Below are 24,080 nucleotides of genomic sequence, written 5' to 3'. Positions count from 1 at the left end.
AAATGAATTTCCCATCATTTTTAGGAATCAAACTGGTCTAAAGATTTGGGTGGTGGTTATGAAACGGTTTTTCTATTTAGTTTTGTTTTTAGGAATTTCACAAACTCTTTTTACACAGAGTTTTGATCACAAACATAACGTTTGGGATTCATTACTAAAAAAACATGTGAAAAATGGTCTCGTATCCTACAAGGGATTCAACTCAGATGTAACAATTCTGAATGGGTATCTGAATCAATTAACAAAAGTATCAGATGCTGAGTACCAATCTTTTACAGAAAAGGAGAAAATGAGTTTTTTAATCAATGCTTATAACGCATTCACAGTCAAACTCATCCTCGACCATTACCCAGTAGAAAGTATCACTGACATTGGATCTCCTTTTTCCAAAATCAATTTGGCCCGGGGCATCCCTTGGAAAAAAGAATTCTTTCAGTTACTCGGTAAATCTCGCCATTTGGATTGGATTGAACATGAAAAACTTAGAAAAGAGTTTAATGAACCAAGGATTCATTTTGCCATCGTTTGTGCTTCAATCGGTTGTCCAATTCTACAATCCGAAGCATATACCTCTACAAATTTAGAAAAACAATTACAAACAGCAAAACTAGTTTTTCTAAAAAACCCAAAGAAAAATTCGTATGATAAAAATACGAACACTCTGTACTTAAGTAAGATTTTCAATTGGTTCCAACCTGATTTTACAAAAAAATCCAGTTTGATCCAGTTTGTCCAAGATGGATTTGATGAAACGATTAAACCAGATGCAAAAATTATTTATAATGAATACAATTGGGACTTAAACGAATTGAAGTAATCTACTTTGTAATTCCGTTTGTATTATGTAAGTACTAAGGTTGTTCGGATAACATTGGCTTTTTAAAATTAGGAAACCAGTGTTAGTTCGTACGTAATGGTAGCAGTTTTTTCTAATGTTTTTGCGACGGAACAATACTTTTCTAAACTTAAATCAATGGCTCTTTTCACTTGGGATTCTTGAAAATCCCCTTTCACAAAAAACTTCATATGAATTTTTTTGAAAAGATTTGCTTCTTCCACTTTTTCGCGGTCTGCTTCAACATCCACTGAGTAATCTTTTACTTCGATGCGATGTTTGTTTAGGATCATTAATACATCTATGCTACTGCAACCAGCAAGTCCCATGATGAGAAGTTCCATGGGTCTAGGGCCAGAATTTTTTCCACCAATCTCAGGTGAGGCGTCAATCTGAATGGAATTTCCAGATTCGTTCGTTGCTTCTAGGACAAAAGGGGATTCAATTCGTTTTAAATGGATGTGCATGGTATCTTTTTCCAGAAGCGGGGGGTGGTTCCCCCGCCGATATCCACTATTTATTTGGCTGTGGTGTGTAACGTAAATAAGGTTTGATGGTTCGAAATCCTTTTGGGAATTTTTTCTTTGCATCTTCATCTGATACAGACGGAACAATGATGGTATCTTCTCCATCTTTCCAATTGGCAGGTGTTGCCACGCTGAATTGAGAAGTCAGTTGTAAGGAATCGATCACACGTAGTAATTCATCAAAATTCCTTCCAGTTGATGCCGGGTAGGTAAGGGTGAGTTTCACTTTTTTATCGGGACCAATCACAAACACAGAACGAACGGTTGTGGTTTCGCTTGCATTGGGGTGAATCATGTCATAAAGATTGGATACTTTTTTGTCAGCATCTGCAATGATTGGATAATTCACCTTAGTGTTTTGTGTTTCATTGATATCAGAGATCCAACCTTTGTGGCTGTCCACCGGGTCAACAGAGAGTGCGATCACTTTTACGTTTCTTTTTTCAAACTCAGGTTTGATTTTCGAAACATAACCTAATTCAGTCGTACAAACTGGCGTATAGTCTTTAGGGTGAGAAAATAAAATCCCCCAACTTTGTCCTAAATATTCATGGAAGTCAATTTTACCTTCCGAAGTTTCTGCTTGGAAATTGGGTGCTTCATCGCCGAGTCGTAATGCCATTTCGTTGTTCTCCTAATGGTTCAATTACTTCCCAATATTGAAATTGTCCCCGCTAAAGCAAGCAAATTATACAATTTATTAGATATTTTGTCTAGTTTAGCGGATAAAATCCCGGGTTTTTACTTTTTGGTTCTGGTGAAGGACCCATCCCAATCCAATTCTGGAGGTGATTCCATATAGTATTGGCAACGTTCGAGCAGGAGTTTGCAGGCATCATCTTTTGTTTTTTTGTACAAGGTTTCAAACTGCGTTTTTGCATCTGAAAACTTCCGATTGAAATAAGAAAACAAAGCGGTTTCGTAGGCAGTTACAAACTTTTTGTCTTCTTCTGTTTCCTCTCCCTTTTTACACCTCACTTCATACAAAGTAACTGGTTTTGATTTTCCTTTCACTCGAACTGTATCCAGTTTTCTTGTAAAAAAGTGGTCTTTGATTTCATCGTGAACGAATTCAGAAATTAAGATACAAACTCCATAATCTTTTCCAGCTGCCTCAAGCCTTGCTGCAAGATTTACTGTGTCACCCATCATGGTATACGAGGCGAGTGCATCTGTTCCCATAAAACCAACTTTCGCATAACCTAGGTTAAGTCCTATTCGGAATGTCATTTGATGGGCTTCGGGGATATAGGAATTTTTTTGGATCCAAACTTTTTTTAGTTCTTCTAACTTATCTCGCATTTCCACACTGGCGGTCACTGCTTTTAAACAATGGTTTTCTACATCCAGAGGTGCATTGAAGATTCCTACGATGGCATCCCCTATGTATTTATCCAAAACACCATCATGTTGTTTTAAGATGAGTGTCATAGCAGACAGATATTCATTGAGTAAATCAGCTAACTCTTTTGAGTTTAATTTTTCTGAGATGGTACTAAATCCAGCGATGTCTGAGAAAAAAGCGGTGATGACTTTTTCACTCCCTTGTTTCAGTTTCTCCAAATCTTTTAATGCTTCACCAACTACAACCGGGTCCACCATACTACCGAGTACCCCACGCATCTTTTCTCTTTCCTTCAGACCAGAAACCATTTGGTTTAAGGCAACGGTTAAGTTTCCAAACTCATCGTTACCACCATCATCAAAATGTACGTGTAAATTTCCTTGGCCCACATCTTCGGCACTACGGATGATCTTTCTGATCTTTTGGACCACAACTCCTGAGATGAAAATTGCAAAAATGATTGCGACAAGACAGATTGTGATGGCTGTAAAAACAATTTGGTTACGGTTTTCTTTTATGGCTTGGATTCCATCTGTTCTATCAACTAACGTGCGTATAAGACCGGAAAAATTATCACGTAACACCATCAAAGGAACATTTTCAGACTCAAGTAAATGAGTGCCATCTAACTTCCACATGATCTCTTCTGATTCACTTCTGGAGTGACCAAAACTCCCATCAGGGAACAGTCTTTTTAATTCTTTTGTAGGTGTTTCTTGTTCAGCAGAAACAATCCATTTACGAATCGCTTTCCAACGATTCCTTTGATCTTCTCTGGCATCCGGATCTTGGTAGTACTTTTCGTATTCTAATGGATCTGTTTTGAACTTTAACAAAACCCAATCTTCCAAAGTTACATCTCGTAAACTTCTTAGGGAATCAATTTTTTCATTTAGTTCTTTGTTGGCGATGGGGTACCGTAAGGAAACTTCTTCATAAATTTTATCCCGTTCTGCTATCAAATCATTGTAGGATTTGTAGAAACTTGTGAAAAGTTTATCCTTTGCGGGTGGAATGGGGGGTCTTGCATTTTTTAGAAATTGAATTCGGTCTCTGAGTTTAGGAATGAGTTCTGATAATTCATTGGTGATTCGGTAGTCTTCTTTGATCACCTCCCTATAATCTCCTAACTTTGTTTTGACGCTGATTAAGTTAAAGGCACGTTTTGTTGAGTTTTGGTGCCTAAAAAGGGGAGAGTGTAGTGCTTGGATTTCCCGATCTTGCCATTCATAAACATATTGTTTTTCATTTTCATCAACAGCAGTGATATCATCCGAGAGTTTTTGAAACGAATCCACCAAACTGTTTTCCATTTGGTCAAAACTATCAATTTTTGCTAATGGAGAGGTATTATCGATGATTTGTGTATCAAAGGAAGCAAGAGATGTTTCCCCTTGGATCATCGCAGACATGGGGAAAGTTTGGATACGGAATAATTTTGTATCAAGCCCAAGCTCTTCTAATTTTCTTTTTTTGGAATCAGCGTAAAATTTTGCAATGTAAAGGTCTAGTTTTGATTTTTGATTTCGAATTTCTTTTTTGATGTTTTTAACATCTAATTCCCATTTTGCTTTGGCTTCTGTTTCTTCAGGGGTTGGTTGTTTGATGACCTCCAAATACTTCTCTTCATTTTTTACATAAGAAGAAGCAAGGCCAACAAGGGTATTCCATTCCTTTTCACTGATATTTCGATTGGAAGCTTCCCGTAATTGTTGGCGGATTTCACGTTCCAGAACATTTACATCATCTTTTGTAAGATACACAGAAAAAAATGTATCTACTTTCTTAAACACTCGCGAAGTTCCAAGGGATCCAAATAAATTGGTTTTGAAACCGAAAACAGAAACTGTTTTTTTCTTGGTTACTAGTTTTTTGGTTTGGTATTTTTTAAGTTCTTCTTGTTGTTTTTCTATCCTTGTTTTAAACTCTTCAATACGAATTAAATTTTGGGCAATGGATTCAATTTCCATCACAAGCCCTGCAATGAAGTTTTTAGAAACCGCTGCTTGTTTTTCATAACTTTCAGAAAGTATCGCAGTTTGTTGTCGGACAGTGATGATAGACAAAAGTAAGATCGTGAGGGCAATGAGTGTACCTGTGAACCAAGCAAGTTTGGCACGAATCCCTTCCGAAAGGATTTTCCACACAGATAAAAGACCAGACTGGATGAGTTTTAAAAATTTCATGGGCTTGTCAAAATCTTGGACCGCCAAGAACAAAAAGCAAGATTTTTTGTCTTCCATTTTTCTCTTTGTTAGGTGGTAGCGCTGAGTGGGTCACAACTCGTATTTCCCTCGGCTTTGATTTTGTTCAATTTTGCTTGCTATTTTTCACTTTCTTAGTAGCGTTCTTTTATCCAATGTCTATCAATCGTTTTGATTTAATTGCTATCGGGGGCGGTCCTGCCGCTCAAAAAGCTGCCATCCAAGCAAGCAAACTCGGCAAAAAAGCCGCCATCATCGAAAAAGATCCTTACTTAGGTGGAGGTTGTGTCCATTGGGGGACAATCCCTTCCAAATCCCTTCAAGAAACAAGTCGGTTCTATCGAAATCTAAAACTATCGAATCTACATGGCTTGCAGTCTCCACAAACCACAAAGCTCACTTTACAAGAATTGATGTTTCGTGCAGGAACTGTCATTGAAAAGGAAGAAGATGTCACAAGAGAACAAATGATCCAAAACCGTGTGACAACCCTTACAGGCTGGGGAAAAATTATCGACAAAAACCAGGTAGAAGTCACCGACTCAGCGGGTCGAAAAAAAGTCTACGAAACAGAAAACATTCTCATTGCCACAGGAAGTAGCCCGAGGCGTCCCACAAATGAAAATATTCCTTTCGAAGATGGTCTTGTGTATGACAGTGATGGGCTCTTTGCGATGAAAAAGATGCCAAGTTCCCTTGCAGTTGTCGGTGCAGGGATCATTGGTTCGGAATACGCTACGATTTTTTCCCATATCGGTGTCAAAGTACATCTCTTTGATTCACAGAGTCGCATTTTAGGATTTTTAGATGAAGACATCTCGAGTGAGATGACACGGATCATGCAAAATGTTGGAATCCAAATCCATGTTGATTCATCGATTACAAGTTATCAAAAGATTTCAGAAGAAGAAGGTTTTGAACTCACAACAAACAAGGGTGAGGTGATCCGTGTCAACCAAGTGTTGATTTCGCGTGGGCGGCTTGGCAATGTGGACAATTTAGGATTGGAAACAGTTGGGATTGTCCCCAATGATCGAAAACAAATCCAAGTGAATGAAAACTACCAAACAAATATTCCCAATATTTACGCATGTGGGGATGTGATTGGATTTCCAAGTTTAGCTTCTGTGTCCATGTACCAAGGTGCCTATGTCGCAAAACATATGTTTGGTTTACATTCTGTCCCAGTGGATGCGGAAGAATTCCCGATTGGGATTTATACATTACCTGAAATTGCGACCATTGGCCCAACAGAAGAGGCCCTCAAAAAAAGAGGGGTTCCTTATGGTGTGGGACTTGCTAAATTTGATACGATCACAAGGGCCCAAATTAGTGGAGACCAGGTGGGTTTACTCAAGATTTTATTCGATAAACAAACAAGAAGAGTTCTTGGAGTGCATATCATTTCTGATAAAGCCACAGAACTCATTGCCCTTGGGCAATGCGTAGTGAACCTAAAAGCACCCATCGAATACTTCACAGAACACATTTTCAATTACCCAACGATGATTGGTGCGTACAAAAATGCAGCCAATGATGCCCTTTTGCGTGAAAAATAATCTGAGTTTCTGAGAATCGGAGGTTTCCCAATTGTTTTCTTTTGCAGAGAGGAATGGGATTTTACTTGTCAGAGACTCGGTTTTACGAACACATACAAGATTGTGTCCGACAATTCTGTCTCCATGAGTCAAATCTACGAAAGAAGTCATAAACGAATTTTTGACTTTCTTTATAAGTACACTCAAAATGCGGACACAGCAATGGATTTGATGCAAGACAGCTTTTTAAGTTTTCACAAACATTATGGCAATGCTGGTCTCTCGGAAGAGAAGTCTGTCATGGTTTTGTATACCATTGCTCGCAATTTATCGATCAATTATGCGAAAAAGTTTTCAACCTCTAGGGAAATTGCGTCTGACGAAATTGAATTTCATAGCCATAACCCTAAATTGGAAACCAAAGCCGAATACCAAGATTTAGAAGATCGTTTGTATTCATTTTTAGGGGAACTTTCCGAAGACGAAAGGTCTGCCTTATTGTTGAAGAATGTTGAGGGATTCCAACTCGTCCAAATTGCAGAGATTTTGGGAGTTTCTGTTTCCACCGCCTCAAGGCTTGTCATCAAAGCCACTGAGAAAGTTTTGGCCATAGCAAAAAGGGAAAATCTGGTTCCAGATTAAACAAAGAATGAACGAATTTGACAAAGAAAAACAGATCCAGTCATTAGAATCCCTTTTGCAAACGCCTTCAAAGGTAACCGAGAAACGAGAGTTCCCGAAGTGGGAAGACATTGCCAACCGTCCTATCCGTTATGAATACCAAGTTCCAAAACAAAACAATGTGGTTTCTTTTTTTCGAAAACCCATTGGTCTCACCGTTGTAGGTGGTGCGAGTTTTGCTTTGGCAGCAAGTTTGTTCTTTGTCTTTTCCATCAACCAAGAACCCAGTGAATCGGGACAAGTGGCCAGTGCGGCTCTTATGGAAGAAAAAAAAGTCGGTTTTAGTCCCCTGGATGTTTCAGTATCACAAGTCAAAGGGAAAGTATTTGTTGTTCCCTCAGGCAGTGCAACACCTGTTCCATTGGTGGAAACATACAAACTGGCATCTGGCGATTTGGTCCAAACAGAAAAAGGATCCCAAGTGGACCTCCATTTTGAAACTGGTTCCTGGATTCGAGTCACCCCAGAATCACAAGTGGCAGTGGATCTCATCCAAAAAACAAATGATGGTACTTTGAACCAAAGGTTTACTGTGAAACAAGGTAAACTTTTTGCATCCGTTACCAAATTATCCAAAGATAGCGATTTTATTGTGCAAGCTGGTGAACACCTTACGCAAGTTCGTGGAACAGTCTTTAGTGTCGCTTACGATGGAAAGTCCGAAACCGTTGCGGTCAGAGAAGGGAGCGTTGCCTTGGGAGACTTGATCCTGAATGCAAAGCAACAAGCAGTTGTTAAAGATGGGGAACAGGTCCCAAATTCAGCTTCGATCGTCGCCCCAAAGGAAGAAAAAGAACTCAAAGCATTTTATACACAGACCTTACTTGCCAAGGAATCGATGTTGTACAAGGAACATGCTAGGCTAGAACTTGTACGATTGGATAACGGAACTGAATACCGGGGAGTGATTTTAGGGCAATCGGAAACACATTTGCACTTCAAAGGTTTGGACGGAGATATGGAAATTCCCATCCAAAACATCCTCGAAACAGAAAAAATCCGTTAAATCTCAGAAGTTTTTTGACAAGATTTCCTTTTTCTGAAATTCTTTTTTCGGAAGCACCAACGCCACTGCAAAGGAAACTATGCCAGAGAATCCCAAAAAAACATTTCGATTCCGTTATCTCATCGATAAAGAATTCCAATTAAAATTTTTAGCCCATTATTCTCTATTGTTCATATCCGGGGTACTGGTAACCTTAATTTTCTTATACTGGTTAAACCAATCCAAGTATGATGGGGGGGCTGTGTTTCGTCTCCGCCAAGATGCCCAAACGGTATACTGGAAGGTAGAAAACGAAGATCCAGCACCAGGGGAAGCAAAGGAAAAATTTGTCCCAAGGGAAATTTACCTTCCAAATTACGACCACCAACTCAATCTCTATACCATTCAGTTTGATGCGGTCGTTACTCTTTCTGTATTGTATCTACTCCTCATCACTGTATTTTCCATTTTTAAATCCCATAAGATGGCAGGACCTGTTTTCAGCATCAAACGATCCCTCCAAAGGATGGCAACAGGAGAACCCATCGAAACCATACGCATTCGTAAGGGAGACGAGTTCCAAGAGCTTGTGGAAGTGCTGAATGAAGTGATCCAAAAGCGGATGAAAGAAGGAAAATAGGAAAAGAGAAATTAATTTTTCTATGTCGCATTCGATCTGAAAGGGCGGCCCCCGCCCTGAATTGGGTGGTGGAGGCGGGCTTGTGGGCTCCCTTCGCGGACTTTCCACCTAACACAAAATACCGAATATCGCAAGCCTTTCTCAATATCCCCGATTTTTTTAAAAAATAAGTTCGTATTTCCTACAAGTAGCGACCTTGCAACTTCGAATACTTTTACTTTTGAAGCATTATTTTGATTTCAGATACTATCTATTTTGAAGCAATATGTTACTTCCCATAATGAATCTTATGTCGCATTAAGTGATTGCTTGGTTTGAGTGTACTCGTACATCCTTTACAGTTTTGTCTTAATACATACTTTACAAAAAGTATGATTAAAATCCTGATTCAGACGTTAAAGAAGATGGCATTGGGTTTTTAAATTGCAACAATTTTCCTGTATAAAGATCAATTACTCCAAGACTGACTCCATAAAAATGAATCTTCGCATGTCTATCAGAGATCTCTTCCAGACCGACTTCCTCTAATGCAAGTGCGGAAGATAAAAAGATCCGATGCCCTTCAAAATGTAGATTCCCTAGATCATTCACTTCACCAATCATTATGTTTGTTGGATAAGAAGCTTTAACGATCCGTTTCGGAAACTTTCGTTTGGACTTCTGATAATGCTGCGCTGGAAATGAATTTTGGATTCCTTCATGGGGTCTTAGATAGTTGAACTCCTTTTGAAACTCCCGAAATGCTTTCTGTTGGGCTTCTAAACTCGACCTTGGTGGCAAAGCTGTTTCTTCTTTTAACGTTTTATGCATCCTTTCATGCCTACCATTCTGTTGGGGTTTGCCCGGTTCAATTCGCTCATATTTGATCCCAAGTTTGATCCACCAAACTGACAGTTTACTTAGCCCAGCAAGTGCATTGGATGCAAACGGTGGTCCATTGTCCGTTCGAATCGCAAGAGGCATTCCGTACTCCGTGAATAACTTCGTAAATTCATTGATTACATTGGCGGTATCCGCCTTTGCCACAATCTCACAACAGAGTAAAAATCGACTATAAGCATCCGTTACCGTAAGCGGAGTGCATCTTTCTCCATTCCCAACAGTGAAATGACCCTTAAAATCCGCACACCAAATATCATTCGGACCAAGCGCATGAGAAAACGGTTGTTCGATGCTTTCTCTCCGGATCCTTCGTTTGGGAGGTTTGATTAAATCATTTTGTTTTAAGATACGACCAACAGTACTTGGATGAGGCCACTGCTTAATCATATGAATCCTCGCAGATAAAGAAGCCAAGAGTTTCCTTGCTCCCCATCTCGGATGTTCTTTCCTTTCTTGTAAGATCAGTTCAATGATTTTCTTTCGGGTTTGGTGTGGGTGGCGTTTGGGTTTTCGACTTTTATCTTTTAAACCATCAAGACCATAAAGCTCATACTGTTCTAAGTATTTATAGCCAGTGACTCGACTAATATTAAATTCATGGCAAAGGTCTGTGAGAGACCAACCTCCACGTTTCCACGCTACAACAAATTTCATTCTTTCTTCAAACACGTTTGTCTCCTTCCAAGCCATGACACACTCCTGGTGTGTACATCGTGTTCTGAATCGAAGAATTAAATTCTAGTGTGTAAAGGATGTATTGAGATCAATTTGTAAGGGAAGAAGCAAGTACAGACCGGTTTGTATAGAAAGGCACATCGGTAACACATTAGATCACTCACATGGGTTACACTTTGATGCATATCCTAACGTAAGCTATGCGCGCCTCGAAATGCAATGATCATGCAACATGATCGTTGGAACGACGGCGCTTTCCGCTCCCAATCTTTCCTGATACGAATCGATCATTTGGAACTTTCGAAAGTGGAAAAGATTTCCGCTTCAATCGCTACTTCGACAGGCTCAGCATAAATGCCGCAGGGATTTATTGCAACGCACAACTCAAATCGTGAAGGACTAAACTCACTTTGTCCCGCAGGCTTTTTTCTTTAAGTCTTCGCAGAAATACGATCCCACGAGTCTTTCTGCATCACACTTAAATTTAGCTGCGGCTTTTGTCTCGGTACTTCCTGAAATATTGGCAGCAGATTCCGCACAGTAAGTATAGGATTGGTAAATCACGAGAGAACATGCCAAATAATCTAAGTCAGCACGCTCACATTTTTCATAAGAGGGGTCTGTTTTCGTACAATGAATCACAGTGAATAAAAGGATGAATAAAAAACAAAAACGAATCATTACCACTAGATTTTAGACAAAATATGGATCGTAAACATTTGTTTTTTTTGAAGCGAAAGTATGGATGGATCTGACCTATAAACTTATTTTCTTTGGATTTTCAATTGGCCTCAAGGTTTGGATTTGTATTTTTGCATGATTTGGTTTCGTTCGATGTACCGAATTTTACCAAATTGTTTGGTTTTTGCTTCTAAAATGGGAAGGCCTGGGTCTTTTTCCAAAACAACTTTATAACTCCGATCACGAATGATCAACAGTTCTAGCGAAATGATTCCAAATTCATCGAAGAGAGATCGAATTTCCTCTAAGGGAACGTCTCCGTTTGTCGCGAAAAGATACTCTCCTGATTTATACATCTGTCGTTTTTCCGGAATCGTAGAAAGTGTTGGATTCGTTTTTTCCTTACCAAACAAAGTACAGCTGGTCATGGCGATTGCCATAACCAAACTGAGTACAATTGTCTTATTGTAATTGAAGTGTAACACCAGTGACTTGCTTCAAATGTTTAAGGGAGTTATTGGCATTGATTGCTGTCCCATATTGAGTTGTACCACTCAAAGCTGTTTCGGCAACGCCACCTGCGATCAGTTTTGTAATCACGTCCTGATAGGTGAAACTCGGGTTGTAAGAACGGATCAAAGCGGCAACACCAGCTACGTTAGGAGTTGCCATAGAGGTTCCATTTAAATTGGTGTAAGCAGTTGTTGATGGTGCCCATGTATACATAGAAATTTCTGTTACAAGTGCTCCTCCGTTGTTTACACTTCCGTCAGAAGTAAAGCGATAACCGACTGTGCAGTTTGATGAACCGATACAAGCAGTTAAGATTGGTGATTCAGTGCTAATGAAAGAATATTCCGCAGAATTTTTCCTACAAAATTTCGTCATGTAGGTACTTCGCAACCTATCTACAAGCGAAATCGCAGTTCCACCAGAAAATGGATTACCTGATGTAGCAGAATGATACATCTCTGTATAATCATAGCAATTCGTTGAGTCATAACCTTCTCCATCGGAAATTAGTATTTGGTTAAGCTTAACATTTGTTGCATTACTATTAATCGAAAAATTTTTATAAACCGATCTGCTCGAAAAGGCTGGCATTGCAGTCGGGTTATTATAAGGCGCCGTGTAATTCCAACCAATCACTGAACAATCATTTGGCAAAAAAAGCCCGGACAATGTTAAAGGAGTCCCATTTGCAGAAAATGAACAGGAGTGGTAACTCCACGGATTCCCACTTTCACCTAACCCACTAATCCAGTCATTTTCATAAGAAGTTTGAGTTTCCGCGACAGTAGACTCATTACCATAACCACTGTAGATATTGGTACCAGGTGCACCAAAGTCAACAGTTCGACTGGTAGAAGTGGCATTGGAATCATAATTGGAAAAATTTGCAAGGGCATGCTTTTGGTCTAAAGCTGCGATACAAATTAAGTTTGCATTAGAATTTTCGCAAGGATAAGAATTCTGACTAATGCCTGTCCCATTTAAATTGGATCCGTCGTTCCCAGCCGCAACCACAACAAGTACATCATTGGTCCTTGCAAATTCGATCGCTGTATTGATCGTGGGGCTATAATTTGAACCACCCAAACTCATATTGATAATTTTAGCCCCATTGCGAACGGCAAAATAAATACCATTGGCAACGGAATCGTTTGTTCCACCACCCAATCCAAGTACTCGGACTGCCATAATTTTTGCGGATTGGCAAACTCCAGTAATTCCCACTCCGTTGTTGCCAACAGCGCCAATCGTCATTGCAACGTGTGTTCCATGCCCTTCTTCATCTTTTGGATCATTATCACTGTTAACAAAGTCGTATCCATGATTAGGACAACCACCACCAATTGCTGTTCCGTTTTGGTTTACGCAACCGGCAGAACCATCCCACATATTTCCGACGAGGTCTTCATGGTTATAGGTTACACCAGTATCCAATACTGCAACGATCGCATTGGCACCTGTACAATTAGTTGTTACATCCCAGCCACCAAGAACATTCATATCTTTTCCAGATGTACCAGGATTACTTGAGTTAGCTGTATAACTTGGAGAAGCAAGTGTTTGCCCAGTATTGCTAAGTCCCCATAATCTGGAAAATTGAGGATCGTTAGGTGCAGATGCTTGTTTATAATACAAATAACGAGGTTCAACCGTTTCAACATTTGGATCTTGTTTGATACGCCGAATTCCTTCTTCCATCGTTTCGGATTCCAGAAGTTTCGCAGTTGTAAAATGACCTTTTAAATTTAATCCACCAGTGATCGTTGCAAGTTTTGAAGTTTGGCGAAGTAACTCAGAGTCCGGAACATTTTTTTTGAATGTAATGACTACTTCACCCGGAAGGTACGGCAACTTTTTCGAGGATTTTGATTTTGCCTTTAGAGCTTCAATATCCAACTTCGATTCACCGAATTTCCATATAGGTTCTGAGACCAAAAGATGAGAAGAAACTAAAATAGTAATAACAGTGAAAGCTTTTAAGATAAATTTTTGATTCAATTTCATATAGGTTTTTCCTCTTCTTTTATGTACTAGGCACTGTGACAGATACTTGGCTTGAGGGAGTACCACCGGTTGTATTGTATTTACCGTAAGAATAAACTTTAAAGTACCAAGTTCCAAAAGTCGTAACAGTAATCACTTTCGAATTTGAAGTCGTACCACCTGCATTCCCTTGGTTTTCGCAGATGACAGATGGTGGATTATGACTAGGAGTGAATCCATTTGTTTGGCTATAACAGATCCGGTAGCCTCCATCCGTATCATTGGGTGCCTTTTCATTCGTAGCATTCCATGTCACGAGAACATCCGTGCCAGTTTTCCCAGTCCCAGTTACCGCTAAGTCCGCAATCGAAGCTGATCCATTATTTCCATTACTTGTTGCGATTCGCACGACTGCATTTTTCGCTCCCGAAGTTGACGGATTAAACTGAATGGTAAAAGTACCGGAAGCACCTGCAGCAAGGGTTGCTCCCGTACTAAATGCACTTGTTGTAAATTGAGAAGTATCACCAGATTCTTTCGTTATCGTAATCCCAGTCATTGTCGCGGTTCCCGTATTGCTGATCGTCACGGTTTTTGCTGTGGAAGTTAATGTCGGCCAAACAATTCCAAATGTTGGAATGGTGCCTCCACTCGTGTAACTTGTGGAATTATGCGAAATGGAAATCGTTGGAACCGGTTTCGGAGTTCCAGTTGCAGATGCAGTAAATAAGAAACTTAAGGCACCATCATAGTTCACAGCAATACTTGAGTTTTGGGCTCCTGTTGCTAATGGGGAAAATTGGATCGTAAATGTTGCCGTTGCGTCAGGCGCGAGTGTTGCCGGAAATCCAGCAAGATTCAGCGCAAACCTTACGTTGGTTGATGTCACAGCTGGTGAATCCAAATTCGCAGTTAAACTTCCTGTATTTTTAACAGTGAATACAATTGCACTTCCACTGGAATCCACTTCCACAGAACCCAAGCTATAACTTCCGTTTGCTGAAATTTGTGTTGAACCTACAGACACTGCTAGACGTGGAGTCGCAGCTTCTGCTGTTCCTGTTAAATTCATCTGAAATGAAGACACAGCTGGGTCACTAGATTGGATTTTCAAAATTGCAGATCTAGGACCAATTATTCCTGTCGGTTTAAAATTAATCGTAAACGTTACCGATTGACCTGCGGCAAGAGTGGAACTGCTTGGTTGTGTGATTGTAAATTCAGAAGCGTTCGTTCCAGATTTCTCAATGATATTAGGAGAACCTGGTAATGTAATAGAGGCAGTACCAGCATTTTTAATCGTGACCGTGCCTGTTTTCCCATCTGTTGTATTCACTGGTTCCGATCCAATATCAATCGTTGCCCCACTCTCCCGAACAACACCTGAATACCATACTTCCAATTTAGGTGCTGGTACATCCCCTCCTCCACCACCACCTAAACCTAAAAGAGCAAAGGCAGCGCCGCCGCCTCCACCACCGCCTCCAGGACAGGAAATAAACGTGAATAAGGAAATTAAGTGTATTAAAATGTTCTTTTTTTGCATAAATTTGGGACCAAAACTACGATTTTCGACCACTATGATTTCCCTAAAGGAGTTTCGCAACTAAACAGCATTCTGCGAGAGAGGTTTCAAACCGTTAAAAACGGTGCAAAGGTCGTTTTAGAACGTTCATTCTGGTTTGTACGAAACATTTTTATATTTTTGGAGAGTATCTCGCAAATAACAAACATTCGTTTTGAAAAGAATTGGTATGTTTGCAAGGCAATTGGCAACAATGTAAAGGATATAACTACACCAAATCAGTTAATGTTTGCTTTTGTTTTTCCAACATGGTAGTATACCATATGGTATATTATCTCATTCTCACAGCCGTTCCCTTTGCGATTGTCTCCGCGTTTTGTATCCATTGGTTCACCATTAGCGATGAAGAAAATCCAGAAACTCGTTTGCAAATTTCCCGAGGGGTGTACTTAGGATTCTCCTTTCAGATGTTTGTGTTTGCTTGGTTGTTATTCCAAATGGGGCATGCAAAGTTTGTGTATCCATTATACGCTATCACATTCTCAATGTTAGGTGATTGGTTCAATTTACAATTCCCGTTGGCAAAAAAATACATGAAAGACCCAGTGCTTGGTGGGATCTTTAATTTTGCCATCGCACAGGTGTTTTTCATTTTAGCGTTACACCAACTCATCACTTGGAATGAATTGTATACCGGAGTCCAACCATACCTGATCACTGCTATCCTACTAATTTTACCTGCTGTGATTTTTTACTTTAGAGTGTATCATCCAGAAAGATCAAAATGGGTGATGGCATCCGCTTTTTTTTATGGGCTTGTGTTGTGTTTTTTTGTATCAATTTGTATCAACGCTTATCTTTTGTATGGCGGTGTTTGGATCTATTTGGCAATTGGTGCTTTATTTTTTTTGTTATCAGATGCAGTGATGGGAGAGACAACCATCAATGGCACAAGGCATCCGAAATGGGAATTCCAAGTCCCTTGGGTCACCTACCTCATTGCACAAAGTTTATTGCTCATTGGATTCTTTTTAGTGTCTCACACTCGACTCATCACCCATTAAATGGGAAAGGGATTCAATGGAGTTTGTTTTAGCATTTTCCCAAATGAGAAGGATTTCTTTTCGTTTGGGATCCCACCGGTAACCTCCGAAAAGTCCAGAGGATTGGATCACCCGATGGCAAGGGATCAGGAATGCAATTGGATTTTTACCAATCGCTGATCCGACTGCTCGACTCGCCTTTGGTGCTCCGATGGACTTTGCGATCTCCCCATAGTTTCGGTTTTCACCCATGGGAATCTTCAAGAGGGATTGCCATACTTTCAGTTGAAAGGGTGTTCCAACAAGTGACAGTTGTATCCTTTTGTTAGGTGGACTAAATGTTTGCAAATATTCTTTTACCGTTTTATGTAAGTCTCTATTCCCATCAGATTCAATCCAATCAGCATTTGGAAATTCCTCTTTAAGAGACTGGAGTAAGATCTCTTTTTCTTCGTGTGACGAAACAAACTGAAGGGATTGAACCCCTATTTCGGAAGAAACTATGAACATTTCTCCAAATATCGTTTGGATCGTTTCATAAAATAAACTAAGTCCTTTCCCACCAGATTTGTACACACCAGGTGTCATCCCTTCCCATTTGATAAACAAATCATATAACCTTCCCGTACCGGATAATCCTAAATCATAACTTGTATCAAGGATTGGCCTTTTTTTTACAATTCGCTTAGCATGCGTTATGGTAACTGATGCCAAAAATTGTTTCGGAGAAACACCCACATATGACAAAAATAATTTTTGGAAGTGGGAAGGACTTAGCCCAGAAAGACTTGCTAAAGTTTCCAAATTTGGCTGGGTTTCGTAGTGATTTACGATGTACTCAATGGAATTTTGAATGAGTTTGTATTGTTTTTCTTGAAAAACCACATTTGAATTTTAATCCCAAAATGAAAGGGAGGAAACCCGATTCTTGTGATTTTCAGAAAAAAATACATTTTGTTTGCATTTTTTACAAGGAACCAAAAGTATTTTTTTATCCCCTATTGTGAATTCTAACGAATCAAAATTCCCAGTGCTTACCGCCTTACAGGCGATATCCGAATCTATCCATCAATTCCCCATCACCATTTTAGATGCACCACCAGGGTCAGGGAAAACCACTGCTCTACCCATGGAATTATTAAAAAAAGGGTTGGGGAATGGTAAAAAAATTTGTATCTTAGAACCCCGTCGGATTGCCGCTAAAAATGCTGCCAAACGCATCAGTGAATCGCTTGGTGAGGAGGTGGGACAAACCGTTGGTTACCGAGTGCGTTTTGATTCAAAAGCCAGTTCCGAAACAAAAATTGAATTTGTGACGGATGGTATCCTTACAAAATATTTATTATCCGATCCAGAACTTTCAGACTATGGACTTCTTATTTTCGATGAGTTCCATGAAAGGAGGTTGGAGTCGGATCTTTGCTTTGCATTGGCAAAAAAGTCACAAGAAATTTTTCGTAACGATTTAAAAATCCTGATCATGTCCGCAACCTTAGAAGGACAAAACTTTTCAAAACTTGGAATCCATAATCCTACCATCGAAGTGGTCACAGAAACCTTCCCACTTGAAATCTTTTATATGGGAGAGTCCAACCTAAATTCACAAAAAAGATTACAAGACCTTGTTCCAAAGGCAGTGGAACAAACATCAGGTGACATTTTAGTATTTTTATCGGGGAAAAAAGAAATTTTAGATCTCAAAATGGCATTGGAATCAAATCCAATATGCCAAAACCATTCGTCCATATTTCCATTGTTTGGTGACATGAGTTTACGAGATCAAGAAAAAGTTTTTTTGCCTCTAAAAGATGGGAAAAAGAAAATTGTCCTTTCCACAAATATCGCTGAATCCTCTGTCACCATCCCTGGGGTTCGGGTTGTCTTTGATACTGGATTTTTTAAACATTCAGTGTTTGATCCCGAATCGGGAATCCAACACTTGGTAAAAGATCGCATCAGTTTGAGTAGCGCCAAACAAAGAGCAGGACGTGCGGCAAGAGAAGGCAAAGGTATTGTGTATCGGCTTTGGTCCAAAGAAGAAGAAACTAGTTTTTATGATCGTACAAAACCAGAAATTCTTGAGGGAGATTTAGATCGTTTGGTCTTAGAAGTGAAATCGTTCGGAGAAGATATCGATTCACTTCCATTCCTCGATCCACCAAACAAAGGCTCACTCCTCCTATCCATGGAACGGTTAAAACGACTTGGATGTTTGGATACAAATCTCAATTTAACTTCACTTGGCAAAGAAGCCTTGTTATACCCTTTACCCATCCGTTTGGGAAGGATTTTAAGTGTTTTACCGAAATCAATGGAACCTTTCGTAGAAAACATTTTTTCGATATTAGGAAAGGAATCATCCGGAAGAGAGGCAAAAGAATTTCCACTGAGAAATTCTTCCAACCAAACCCTAACCAATCCTGAATTAAAACAGATCTACAAACAAATTTTTGGCATATTTCAAGGGAAAAAGGAAGGGATTTCAAATATAGAAAAAAGCCAATCGCAAAGCCCGGAGTTTTACCTTTGCCAAGGTTACCCTGACAGGATCGCCAAACGAAAAGCAGATGGGAATGATTACAAACTTTCCAACGGGAAAATAGGAGTTCTAAGTACAAACTTATTAAATTTACCAGAGTATTTGATTGCGATTGACACCATTTCTTTTGGACAATCCATTTTTATCACTCAGTACTTACCTATCTCTCTTGAGACAATAAAAGAAAGCCTAAGTAACCAACTCGAAACCTTACAATTCCCTGAAATCAGAACAACCCAAAAAGGAGAATCCAATTTAGTTGTATTAGAGGAACGAAGGTTAGGTGAACTTACATTAGAGTCCAAAGAACTAAAAAATCCAGATCCTATTGCCTTACAAAACGCACTGGAAAAATATTTACTCTCTTTGGATTGGGAATCCGAATGGAAACGAAAAGAAGAACTCCAATCCCTATACGAAAGAGTGCGCTTTTTGGTGCAAAACCAAATATTGGAAGTGAAGGTATCTTTCGAAGAGCTAAAAAAATCTGCAAAAGAGTGGTTATTCCCTTTCATCAATTGGGAAACAAATAAAATCTCGTTAGATCGAATTCCTTATTGGGAAGCATTTAAGGCATATCTGGGTTACGAAAACGAATCCATTCTAAACAAAGAAGCTCCCACTTCTATCCATGTTCCCTCAGGTTCCAAGATTTCCATCCAATATTCCGGAAACGAACCCGAGTTACATGTCAAATTACAAGAGTTATTTGGTTTAAAACAACTTCCGAAACTTGCCAATGGAAAAATAAACATTTTAATCCATTTGTTGTCACCCGCGAGGAGGCCAGTGCAAATCACAAAAGATTTAGAAAGTTTTTGGAATTTTGGGTATCATGAAGTGAAAAAGGAGTTAAAAGGTAGGTATCCAAAACACCCTTGGCCCGACAAACCTTGGGAAGCAGTCCCAACAAAACATTTGAATCACAACAAACGTTCGTAAGCTGATACCCACCCTTTTTGGTTCACAAAAAATTTGGTTTGGCAATTGGGACAAAGATGATCTCCCATTTGTTTGAATCGGAGTTTGGTTTGGCATTCCGGACAATGGATGGTTTTGCCCTCTTTTGCGTTTGGGATGAGTTCATTGGCAGGGGAATCGCCGATGTAAAATGATTCTAAGTAATGGATGCATTCCGCTTCTCCATTGAAAAAAGAAAGGGTTTGTGATTCCAAATGAGGAATTTCTATTTTCAAACCAAATCCAGCCAATTTGGAACCTGTCTCTTTACAGCGGACTGCCATTTTTTTGAGAAATTCCGAGCCCACTTCCGTGACTTCGTTCACCTCGCTAAAATCCAGACAAAAAAGCGAAGGCGAAAGGGTTTCTTCCTTTAGTTTTAAATAAAGTTCCGAGCCAATTTCTGCGGAAAATTTCCCCGCTAGGCGGAAAAGAAGTGATTTCAAACAGGTTTTTCCTCTTTTCTATTCTTCGGAAAAGATTCTGTATTTACAAGGAATTTTGTTCCAAATACCTTTATTTATCAGATATGAAATCGATTCCGAGAAGATACTGGGTTTTTCCTGTCGACATCCTCTTTATGTTTTTGTCCTATTTTCTCGCACACCTTGTGCGTTTCGAAAACATAAGTTTTTTGGACAACTACCCCGATTTTTGGATTTGCGCCACAATTGTGGTGGTCACTCGCAGTGTGGTTTTTCTATTTTCTGGGATTTACCGCTCCTTGTGGTCGTATGCATCCCTTCACGACCTACTCTCCATCATCAAAGCAACCATTCTGTCTTCCCTTGTTTCAACCCTTGCCTTACTTTTTTACAATCGATTTTACCAACTCTCAAGGATGGTTCCGATCCTTGATACCCTCATCTTACTTGGGTTTTTGTGCCTACGAAGTTTGAGTTGGAGGATGATCCGTGAACAAATATTTAGTTCCGATAAAATTCGAAAAGGAATCCCCATTCTCATCGTGGGTGCTGGCAAACTAGGTAGTTCCTTCCTAACTGAAATTCGGCGAAATATTAATTTAGAATATTTACCTGTGGGATTTTTGGATGACAACGCTGCCAAAAAAGGTGGTTACATCCAAGGGGTACCTATCCTTGGAACAACAGATGATATTGGTAAGGTGCTCACACGTTACGGCATCAAAAAAGTGATCATGACCGTGCCCCAACCTGACGGACGTGTTGTGAGTAAACTCATGAAAGAGTGTGATGGCTCAGGTGTTGAATTTAAAATCTTACCAACGTTTGGCGAATATCTCGCAGGAAAACCGAATATCACCCAACTCAGGGAAGTCCAAGTGGAAGACTTACTTGGCAGACCCACAGTCAATTTAGAAATTGAATCCATACGATCTTACTTAGAAAAAAAGGTGATCCTTGTAACAGGCGCTGGTGGATCGATTGGTTCTGAAATTTGCCGCCAAGTGGCTCTTTTCAAACCAAGTGTTCTTGTCATTTTGGATGCCGCCGAAACCCCGTTATATGAAATTGACTACGAATTAAGAAAAAACTTTTCAGAGTTTAATATTGATATCCGTCCTGTTGTCGCAGATGTCAAAAATTTATCCAGAATTTCTGCAGTATTTGAAGAACATAGGCCCGCCGTTGTTTTCCATTCCGCCGCATACAAACACGTTCCAATGATGGAGATCAATCCATCAGAAGCGATCCTAAACAATGTGATGGGTACGAAAAATGTAGCCGATGTATGCCGTCTCATCGGTGTCGAACGTTTTGTCCTCATTTCTACTGATAAAGCAGTAAACCCGGTCAATATTATGGGTGCATCTAAACGAGCCGCTGAGATTTATTTGCAACATATCTCACAAAATTCAAGAACCAAATTCATCACAGTGCGATTTGGAAACGTTTTAGGATCCAATGGAAGTGTCATCCCAAGATTTCGAGAACAAATCAAACGTGGTGGACCAGTCACCGTAACCCACCCGGAAGTGATTCGATACTTTATGACGATACCTGAGGCCACCCAACTTGTATTACAAGCAGGTAGTATGGGAGAACATGGTGAAATCTTTTTACTCGATATGGGGGAACCTGTTCGAATCCTTTCGCTTGCAGAAGAAATGATTCGTTTGTCAGGTTACACACCCTACAAAGACATCAATATTGAATTTTCAGGACTAAGGCCAGGGGAAAAATTGTACGAAGAACTTCTGTTAAATGCAGAAGGGATCAAAAAAACCCATCATCCAAAAATCCGAATCGCTGCCCCACTGGATCATTACAATTTATTACTTTTCCAAAACAAACTCAATCGATTGTTTTCTTTGGCAAAGGCTAATAAAAATCGAGAGATTTTTCTTGGATTAAAAGACATCATTCCAGAATACAAAATCCATGATGAATACATTGAATGGGAAACATCACACGGTAAAAGGAATTTATGAGCGAAAACCTCACGCAGGAAGAAATCACAACGTTACGTGAGTTCAAAAGAGATTTATTCAATTTATATTGGGAACGATTTGGTGTTTTTTATATCCATGTTATGCCCCATCCCAAATTAGAAATCGGAAAACGAGGACTTTTAAATGCCGAAAAAGAATCTGGCATTGTACTCGTATTTGGTGACAAAGCCGTAAAAGTTTTAGATAGCAAACCGGATTATCTATTTGCCGAATTACAATTTGGATCTACTTGGGAGCCAACAATGATCCCTTGGGATGCAGTGTTTCGTATTTACGATAAATTCCAAAATTCTGCCTCCCAACTTCGATTTTTACAAATCGAAACTAGTGGAAATGCAGACGAACCCCAAACAAAACCTAAATCTCCCAAACCAGAAGTGACAGGTGAGGGAAATGTGATTCGCGTAGATTTTGGAGGCAAAAGAAGCGAATGAATTTTTTTACCATCACTCGAGGTGACCTAGACGGATTTTTTGGACTCATGGTCGACAACCTCATCCAATTACTGGTACTCTCTGCCCTATGTATGGGAGTTTGTGGTTTCCCAATGGAATTTATCACCTCAGTGGTGTTACCTGGTGCCGCCGTTTCGTTACTTGTTGGGAATGTATTTTATGCATGGCAAGCTTGGAAATTGGGACAACGAACCAATCGAAGTGATGTCACTGCCATCCCATATGGAATAAACACTGTTTCTCTATTTGCTTTTATCTTTTTTGTGATGTTTCCCACTTACCAAGCAACTGGTGATTACAAAGAAGCTTGGAAAGCAGGGCTTCTTGTTTCATTTGCTTCTGGCCTTATCGAAGTATTGGGGTCATTTCTTGCAGCCCACATTCGTAAGTACACACCGAGAGCGGCTCTACTCTCTGCCTTGGCAGGCATTGCACTTACGTTTATTTCTATGGATTTTTTACTCAAAACATTTGAAAGGCCACTCATCGCCTTTATTCCATTAGGTGTCATCCTATTACAATATTTTGGGAAGGTTCGTTTTCCATTTGGAATCCCTGGTGGATTTTTATCGGTTTTAGTGGGAGTATTTCTTTCGTATCTTTCTGGATTTTGGGAGACCCTATCTACAAAGAAGGTGGAATCCAAAACGGACTTTCTAATTTAGGTTTTTATTTCCCACAACTTTCTTTATTTCCTCTTTTGGAAACACTGAACTATGCAAATTTACAAGCATATTTCTCCATTATTTTACCAATGGGAATTTTTAATGTCATTGGTTCTTTACAAAACATAGAATCCGCAGAAGCATCCGGTGATAGTTTTGATACAAAAACATCCTTACTTGTGAATGGATTGGGAACACTTGCAGGAACTGCCTTTGGATCTCCATTCCCAACAACCATTTATATCGGTCACCCCGGATGGAAAGCGTTAGGTGCCAAACATAGTTATTCGATGTTATCTGGTGTATTTATGACAGTTGTGAGTCTTTTTGGACTGATGGGCCTCATCCAAGCTCTTATCCCTGTGGAAGCGGGTATGGCCATTGTCCTTTGGATTGGAATCATCATCACAAGCCAAGCATTCCAAGCCATTCCGAAACACCATTCCCCTGCCGTTGTTGTGGGACTACTTCCAGCCTTTGCTGGCTGGGCAGTGCTTATCATTCAAAACGTGTTTTTATTTTTGGATGGAAAACTTCAGGGCATATTACAAGAATTAGGTGCAAATAAGGAAATCCATTTTTCCTTATCAGACATCCCAACCCATTTGCCATTTTTGCCGTACGCTTTGGGTGGAGTCCTTTCTCTTTCCCAAGGATTTTTAATCACTTCCATGATTTGGGCGGCGATGGTGGTATTCATTTTGGAACGAGAATGGTGGAAGGCAAGCCTATGGGCTGTGATTGCCGCAGTTTTATCTACAGTTGGCTGGATCCACGCGTACGAGCTGAAAGGAAATGCGATTTTGAATCGATTCACAGAAATTGCCAATTGGGATTTTCCAATCGCCTACCTGTCGCTTGCGACCTTATTTTTGTTCGTGAAGTTCCTTGGTTCGAAAGAAAAAGCAGATCCAGCAGACCATTAAATTGCTTGTAATCTTTTGGAAAAGGTCATACAGTTTCAGTCTAA

19 protein-coding genes and 1 pseudogene are annotated in these 24,080 nt (G+C 39.8%); 10 read left to right on the top strand and 10 right to left on the bottom strand.

The genetic code is table 11. From position 1 onward, the window contains the following. Positions 1-58 precede the first annotated feature (58 nt). On the top strand, positions 59-817 hold the full coding sequence (locus LEP1GSC202_RS19255) for a DUF547 domain-containing protein (RefSeq protein WP_015679304.1): 759 nt from the start codon (positions 59-61) through the stop codon (positions 815-817). Between the two features lie 68 nt (positions 818-885). Here LEP1GSC202_RS19255 and LEP1GSC202_RS19250 read toward each other — a convergent pair whose 3' ends face one another. The 3 genes from LEP1GSC202_RS19250 to LEP1GSC202_RS19240 all read right to left on the bottom strand — a co-directional run bounded on the left by LEP1GSC202_RS19250 (position 886) and on the right by LEP1GSC202_RS19240 (position 4,893). Then, entirely contained in the window at positions 886-1,302 is a 417-nt protein-coding gene (locus LEP1GSC202_RS19250; RefSeq protein WP_015679251.1) for an OsmC family protein, read from the bottom strand. 46 nt (positions 1,303-1,348) lie between these two features. Beyond that, positions 1,349-1,984: a peroxiredoxin gene (locus tag LEP1GSC202_RS19245; RefSeq protein WP_015679389.1), complete on the bottom strand. Its 636-nt coding sequence runs from the start codon at positions 1,982-1,984 to the stop codon at positions 1,349-1,351. Between the two features lie 119 nt (positions 1,985-2,103). Then, complete coding sequence (locus LEP1GSC202_RS19240) at positions 2,104-4,893, bottom strand: adenylate/guanylate cyclase domain-containing protein (protein ID WP_015679442.1); 2,790 nt, start codon at positions 4,891-4,893, stop codon at positions 2,104-2,106. Between the two features lie 173 nt (positions 4,894-5,066). On the opposite strand from LEP1GSC202_RS19240, the gene sthA reads away from it, so the two are divergent. From sthA to LEP1GSC202_RS19220, 4 genes are all read left to right on the top strand, one after another. Then, positions 5,067-6,470, top strand: a complete 1,404-nt coding sequence (gene sthA, locus LEP1GSC202_RS19235) for a Si-specific NAD(P)(+) transhydrogenase (RefSeq protein WP_015679353.1) — start codon at positions 5,067-5,069, stop codon at positions 6,468-6,470. A gap of 123 nt (positions 6,471-6,593) precedes the next feature. Further along, the gene (locus LEP1GSC202_RS19230; RefSeq protein WP_083930052.1) at positions 6,594-7,091 is read left to right on the top strand and encodes an RNA polymerase sigma factor; all 498 of its coding nucleotides are present in this window, start codon (positions 6,594-6,596) and stop codon (positions 7,089-7,091) included. A gap of 7 nt (positions 7,092-7,098) precedes the next feature. Beyond that, positions 7,099-8,136, top strand: coding sequence for a FecR domain-containing protein (locus tag LEP1GSC202_RS19225; protein ID WP_015679436.1), 1,038 nt, complete (start codon positions 7,099-7,101; stop codon positions 8,134-8,136). Between the two features lie 79 nt (positions 8,137-8,215). Then, a complete protein-coding gene (locus tag LEP1GSC202_RS19220; protein ID WP_015679347.1) occupies positions 8,216-8,755 on the top strand; it encodes a HAMP domain-containing protein in 540 nt (179 codons plus the stop codon). A 375-nt stretch (positions 8,756-9,130) separates the two neighbouring features. Here LEP1GSC202_RS19220 and LEP1GSC202_RS19215 read toward each other — a convergent pair whose 3' ends face one another. The 5 genes from LEP1GSC202_RS19215 to LEP1GSC202_RS19195 form a co-directional block, all read right to left on the bottom strand. Next, positions 9,131-10,327 carry an integrase core domain-containing protein gene (locus tag LEP1GSC202_RS19215; protein ID WP_015679384.1) on the bottom strand — a complete coding sequence of 399 codons (1,197 nt, stop codon included), beginning with the start codon at positions 10,325-10,327 and terminating at the stop codon, positions 9,131-9,133. 390 nt (positions 10,328-10,717) lie between these two features. Beyond that, positions 10,718-10,993, bottom strand: a complete 276-nt coding sequence (locus tag LEP1GSC202_RS19210; RefSeq protein ID WP_015679229.1) for a hypothetical protein — start codon at positions 10,991-10,993, stop codon at positions 10,718-10,720. Between the two features lie 110 nt (positions 10,994-11,103). Continuing rightward, complete coding sequence (locus tag LEP1GSC202_RS19205; protein WP_244147782.1) at positions 11,104-11,433, bottom strand: hypothetical protein; 330 nt, start codon at positions 11,431-11,433, stop codon at positions 11,104-11,106. A 22-nt stretch (positions 11,434-11,455) separates the two neighbouring features. Continuing rightward, positions 11,456-13,510 (bottom strand): S8 family serine peptidase, encoded by a 2,055-nt coding sequence (locus LEP1GSC202_RS19200; RefSeq protein ID WP_015679395.1) that lies wholly within the window; start codon positions 13,508-13,510, stop codon positions 11,456-11,458. 19 nt (positions 13,511-13,529) lie between these two features. Further along, positions 13,530-15,035 carry a choice-of-anchor D domain-containing protein gene (locus LEP1GSC202_RS19195; protein WP_039929596.1) on the bottom strand — a complete coding sequence of 502 codons (1,506 nt, stop codon included), beginning with the start codon at positions 15,033-15,035 and terminating at the stop codon, positions 13,530-13,532. Positions 15,036-15,337: 302 nt separating this feature from the next. On the opposite strand from LEP1GSC202_RS19195, the gene LEP1GSC202_RS19185 reads away from it, so the two are divergent. Continuing rightward, on the top strand, positions 15,338-16,078 hold the full coding sequence (locus LEP1GSC202_RS19185) for a lysoplasmalogenase family protein (RefSeq protein ID WP_015679382.1): 741 nt from the start codon (positions 15,338-15,340) through the stop codon (positions 16,076-16,078). On the opposite strand, the gene LEP1GSC202_RS20415 is transcribed toward LEP1GSC202_RS19185, so the two are convergent. Next, the gene (locus LEP1GSC202_RS20415) at positions 16,046-16,942 is read right to left on the bottom strand and encodes a methylated-DNA--[protein]-cysteine S-methyltransferase (RefSeq protein WP_015679419.1); all 897 of its coding nucleotides are present in this window, start codon (positions 16,940-16,942) and stop codon (positions 16,046-16,048) included. The genes LEP1GSC202_RS19185 and LEP1GSC202_RS20415 overlap by 33 nt on opposite strands. Positions 16,943-17,060: 118 nt before the next feature. Between LEP1GSC202_RS20415 and hrpB the strand changes: the two genes are divergently transcribed. Further along, entirely contained in the window at positions 17,061-19,538 is a 2,478-nt protein-coding gene (gene hrpB, locus LEP1GSC202_RS19175) for an ATP-dependent helicase HrpB (RefSeq protein ID WP_039929617.1), read from the top strand. Here the strand turns inward: hrpB and LEP1GSC202_RS19170 are convergent. Further along, positions 19,520-20,002 carry a hypothetical protein gene (locus LEP1GSC202_RS19170; RefSeq protein WP_015679284.1) on the bottom strand — a complete coding sequence of 161 codons (483 nt, stop codon included), beginning with the start codon at positions 20,000-20,002 and terminating at the stop codon, positions 19,520-19,522. The genes hrpB and LEP1GSC202_RS19170 overlap by 19 nt on opposite strands. An 83-nt stretch (positions 20,003-20,085) precedes the next feature. Between LEP1GSC202_RS19170 and LEP1GSC202_RS19165 the strand changes: the two genes are divergently transcribed. The 3 genes and pseudogenes from LEP1GSC202_RS19165 to LEP1GSC202_RS19155 all read left to right on the top strand — a co-directional run bounded on the left by LEP1GSC202_RS19165 (position 20,086) and on the right by LEP1GSC202_RS19155 (position 24,036). Continuing rightward, positions 20,086-21,969, top strand: coding sequence for a polysaccharide biosynthesis protein (locus LEP1GSC202_RS19165; RefSeq protein ID WP_208597430.1), 1,884 nt, complete (start codon positions 20,086-20,088; stop codon positions 21,967-21,969). After that, on the top strand, positions 21,966-22,424 hold the full coding sequence (locus LEP1GSC202_RS19160) for a ClpXP protease specificity-enhancing factor SspB (protein WP_015679371.1): 459 nt from the start codon (positions 21,966-21,968) through the stop codon (positions 22,422-22,424). Before LEP1GSC202_RS19165 ends, LEP1GSC202_RS19160 begins: the two co-directional genes overlap by 4 nt. After that, positions 22,421-24,036: pseudogene (locus LEP1GSC202_RS19155) on the top strand (NCS2 family permease). Before LEP1GSC202_RS19160 ends, LEP1GSC202_RS19155 begins: the two are co-directional and overlap by 4 nt. Positions 24,037-24,080 lie beyond the last annotated feature (44 nt).

This window comes from Leptospira yanagawae serovar Saopaulo str. Sao Paulo = ATCC 700523 (assembly GCF_000332475.2).
Classification (GTDB): Bacteria; Spirochaetota; Leptospiria; order Leptospirales; family Leptospiraceae; genus Leptospira_A; species Leptospira_A yanagawae.
Note: the sequence above shows the minus strand (reverse complement) of the source record. Positions and strands in the feature narration are given on the sequence as shown.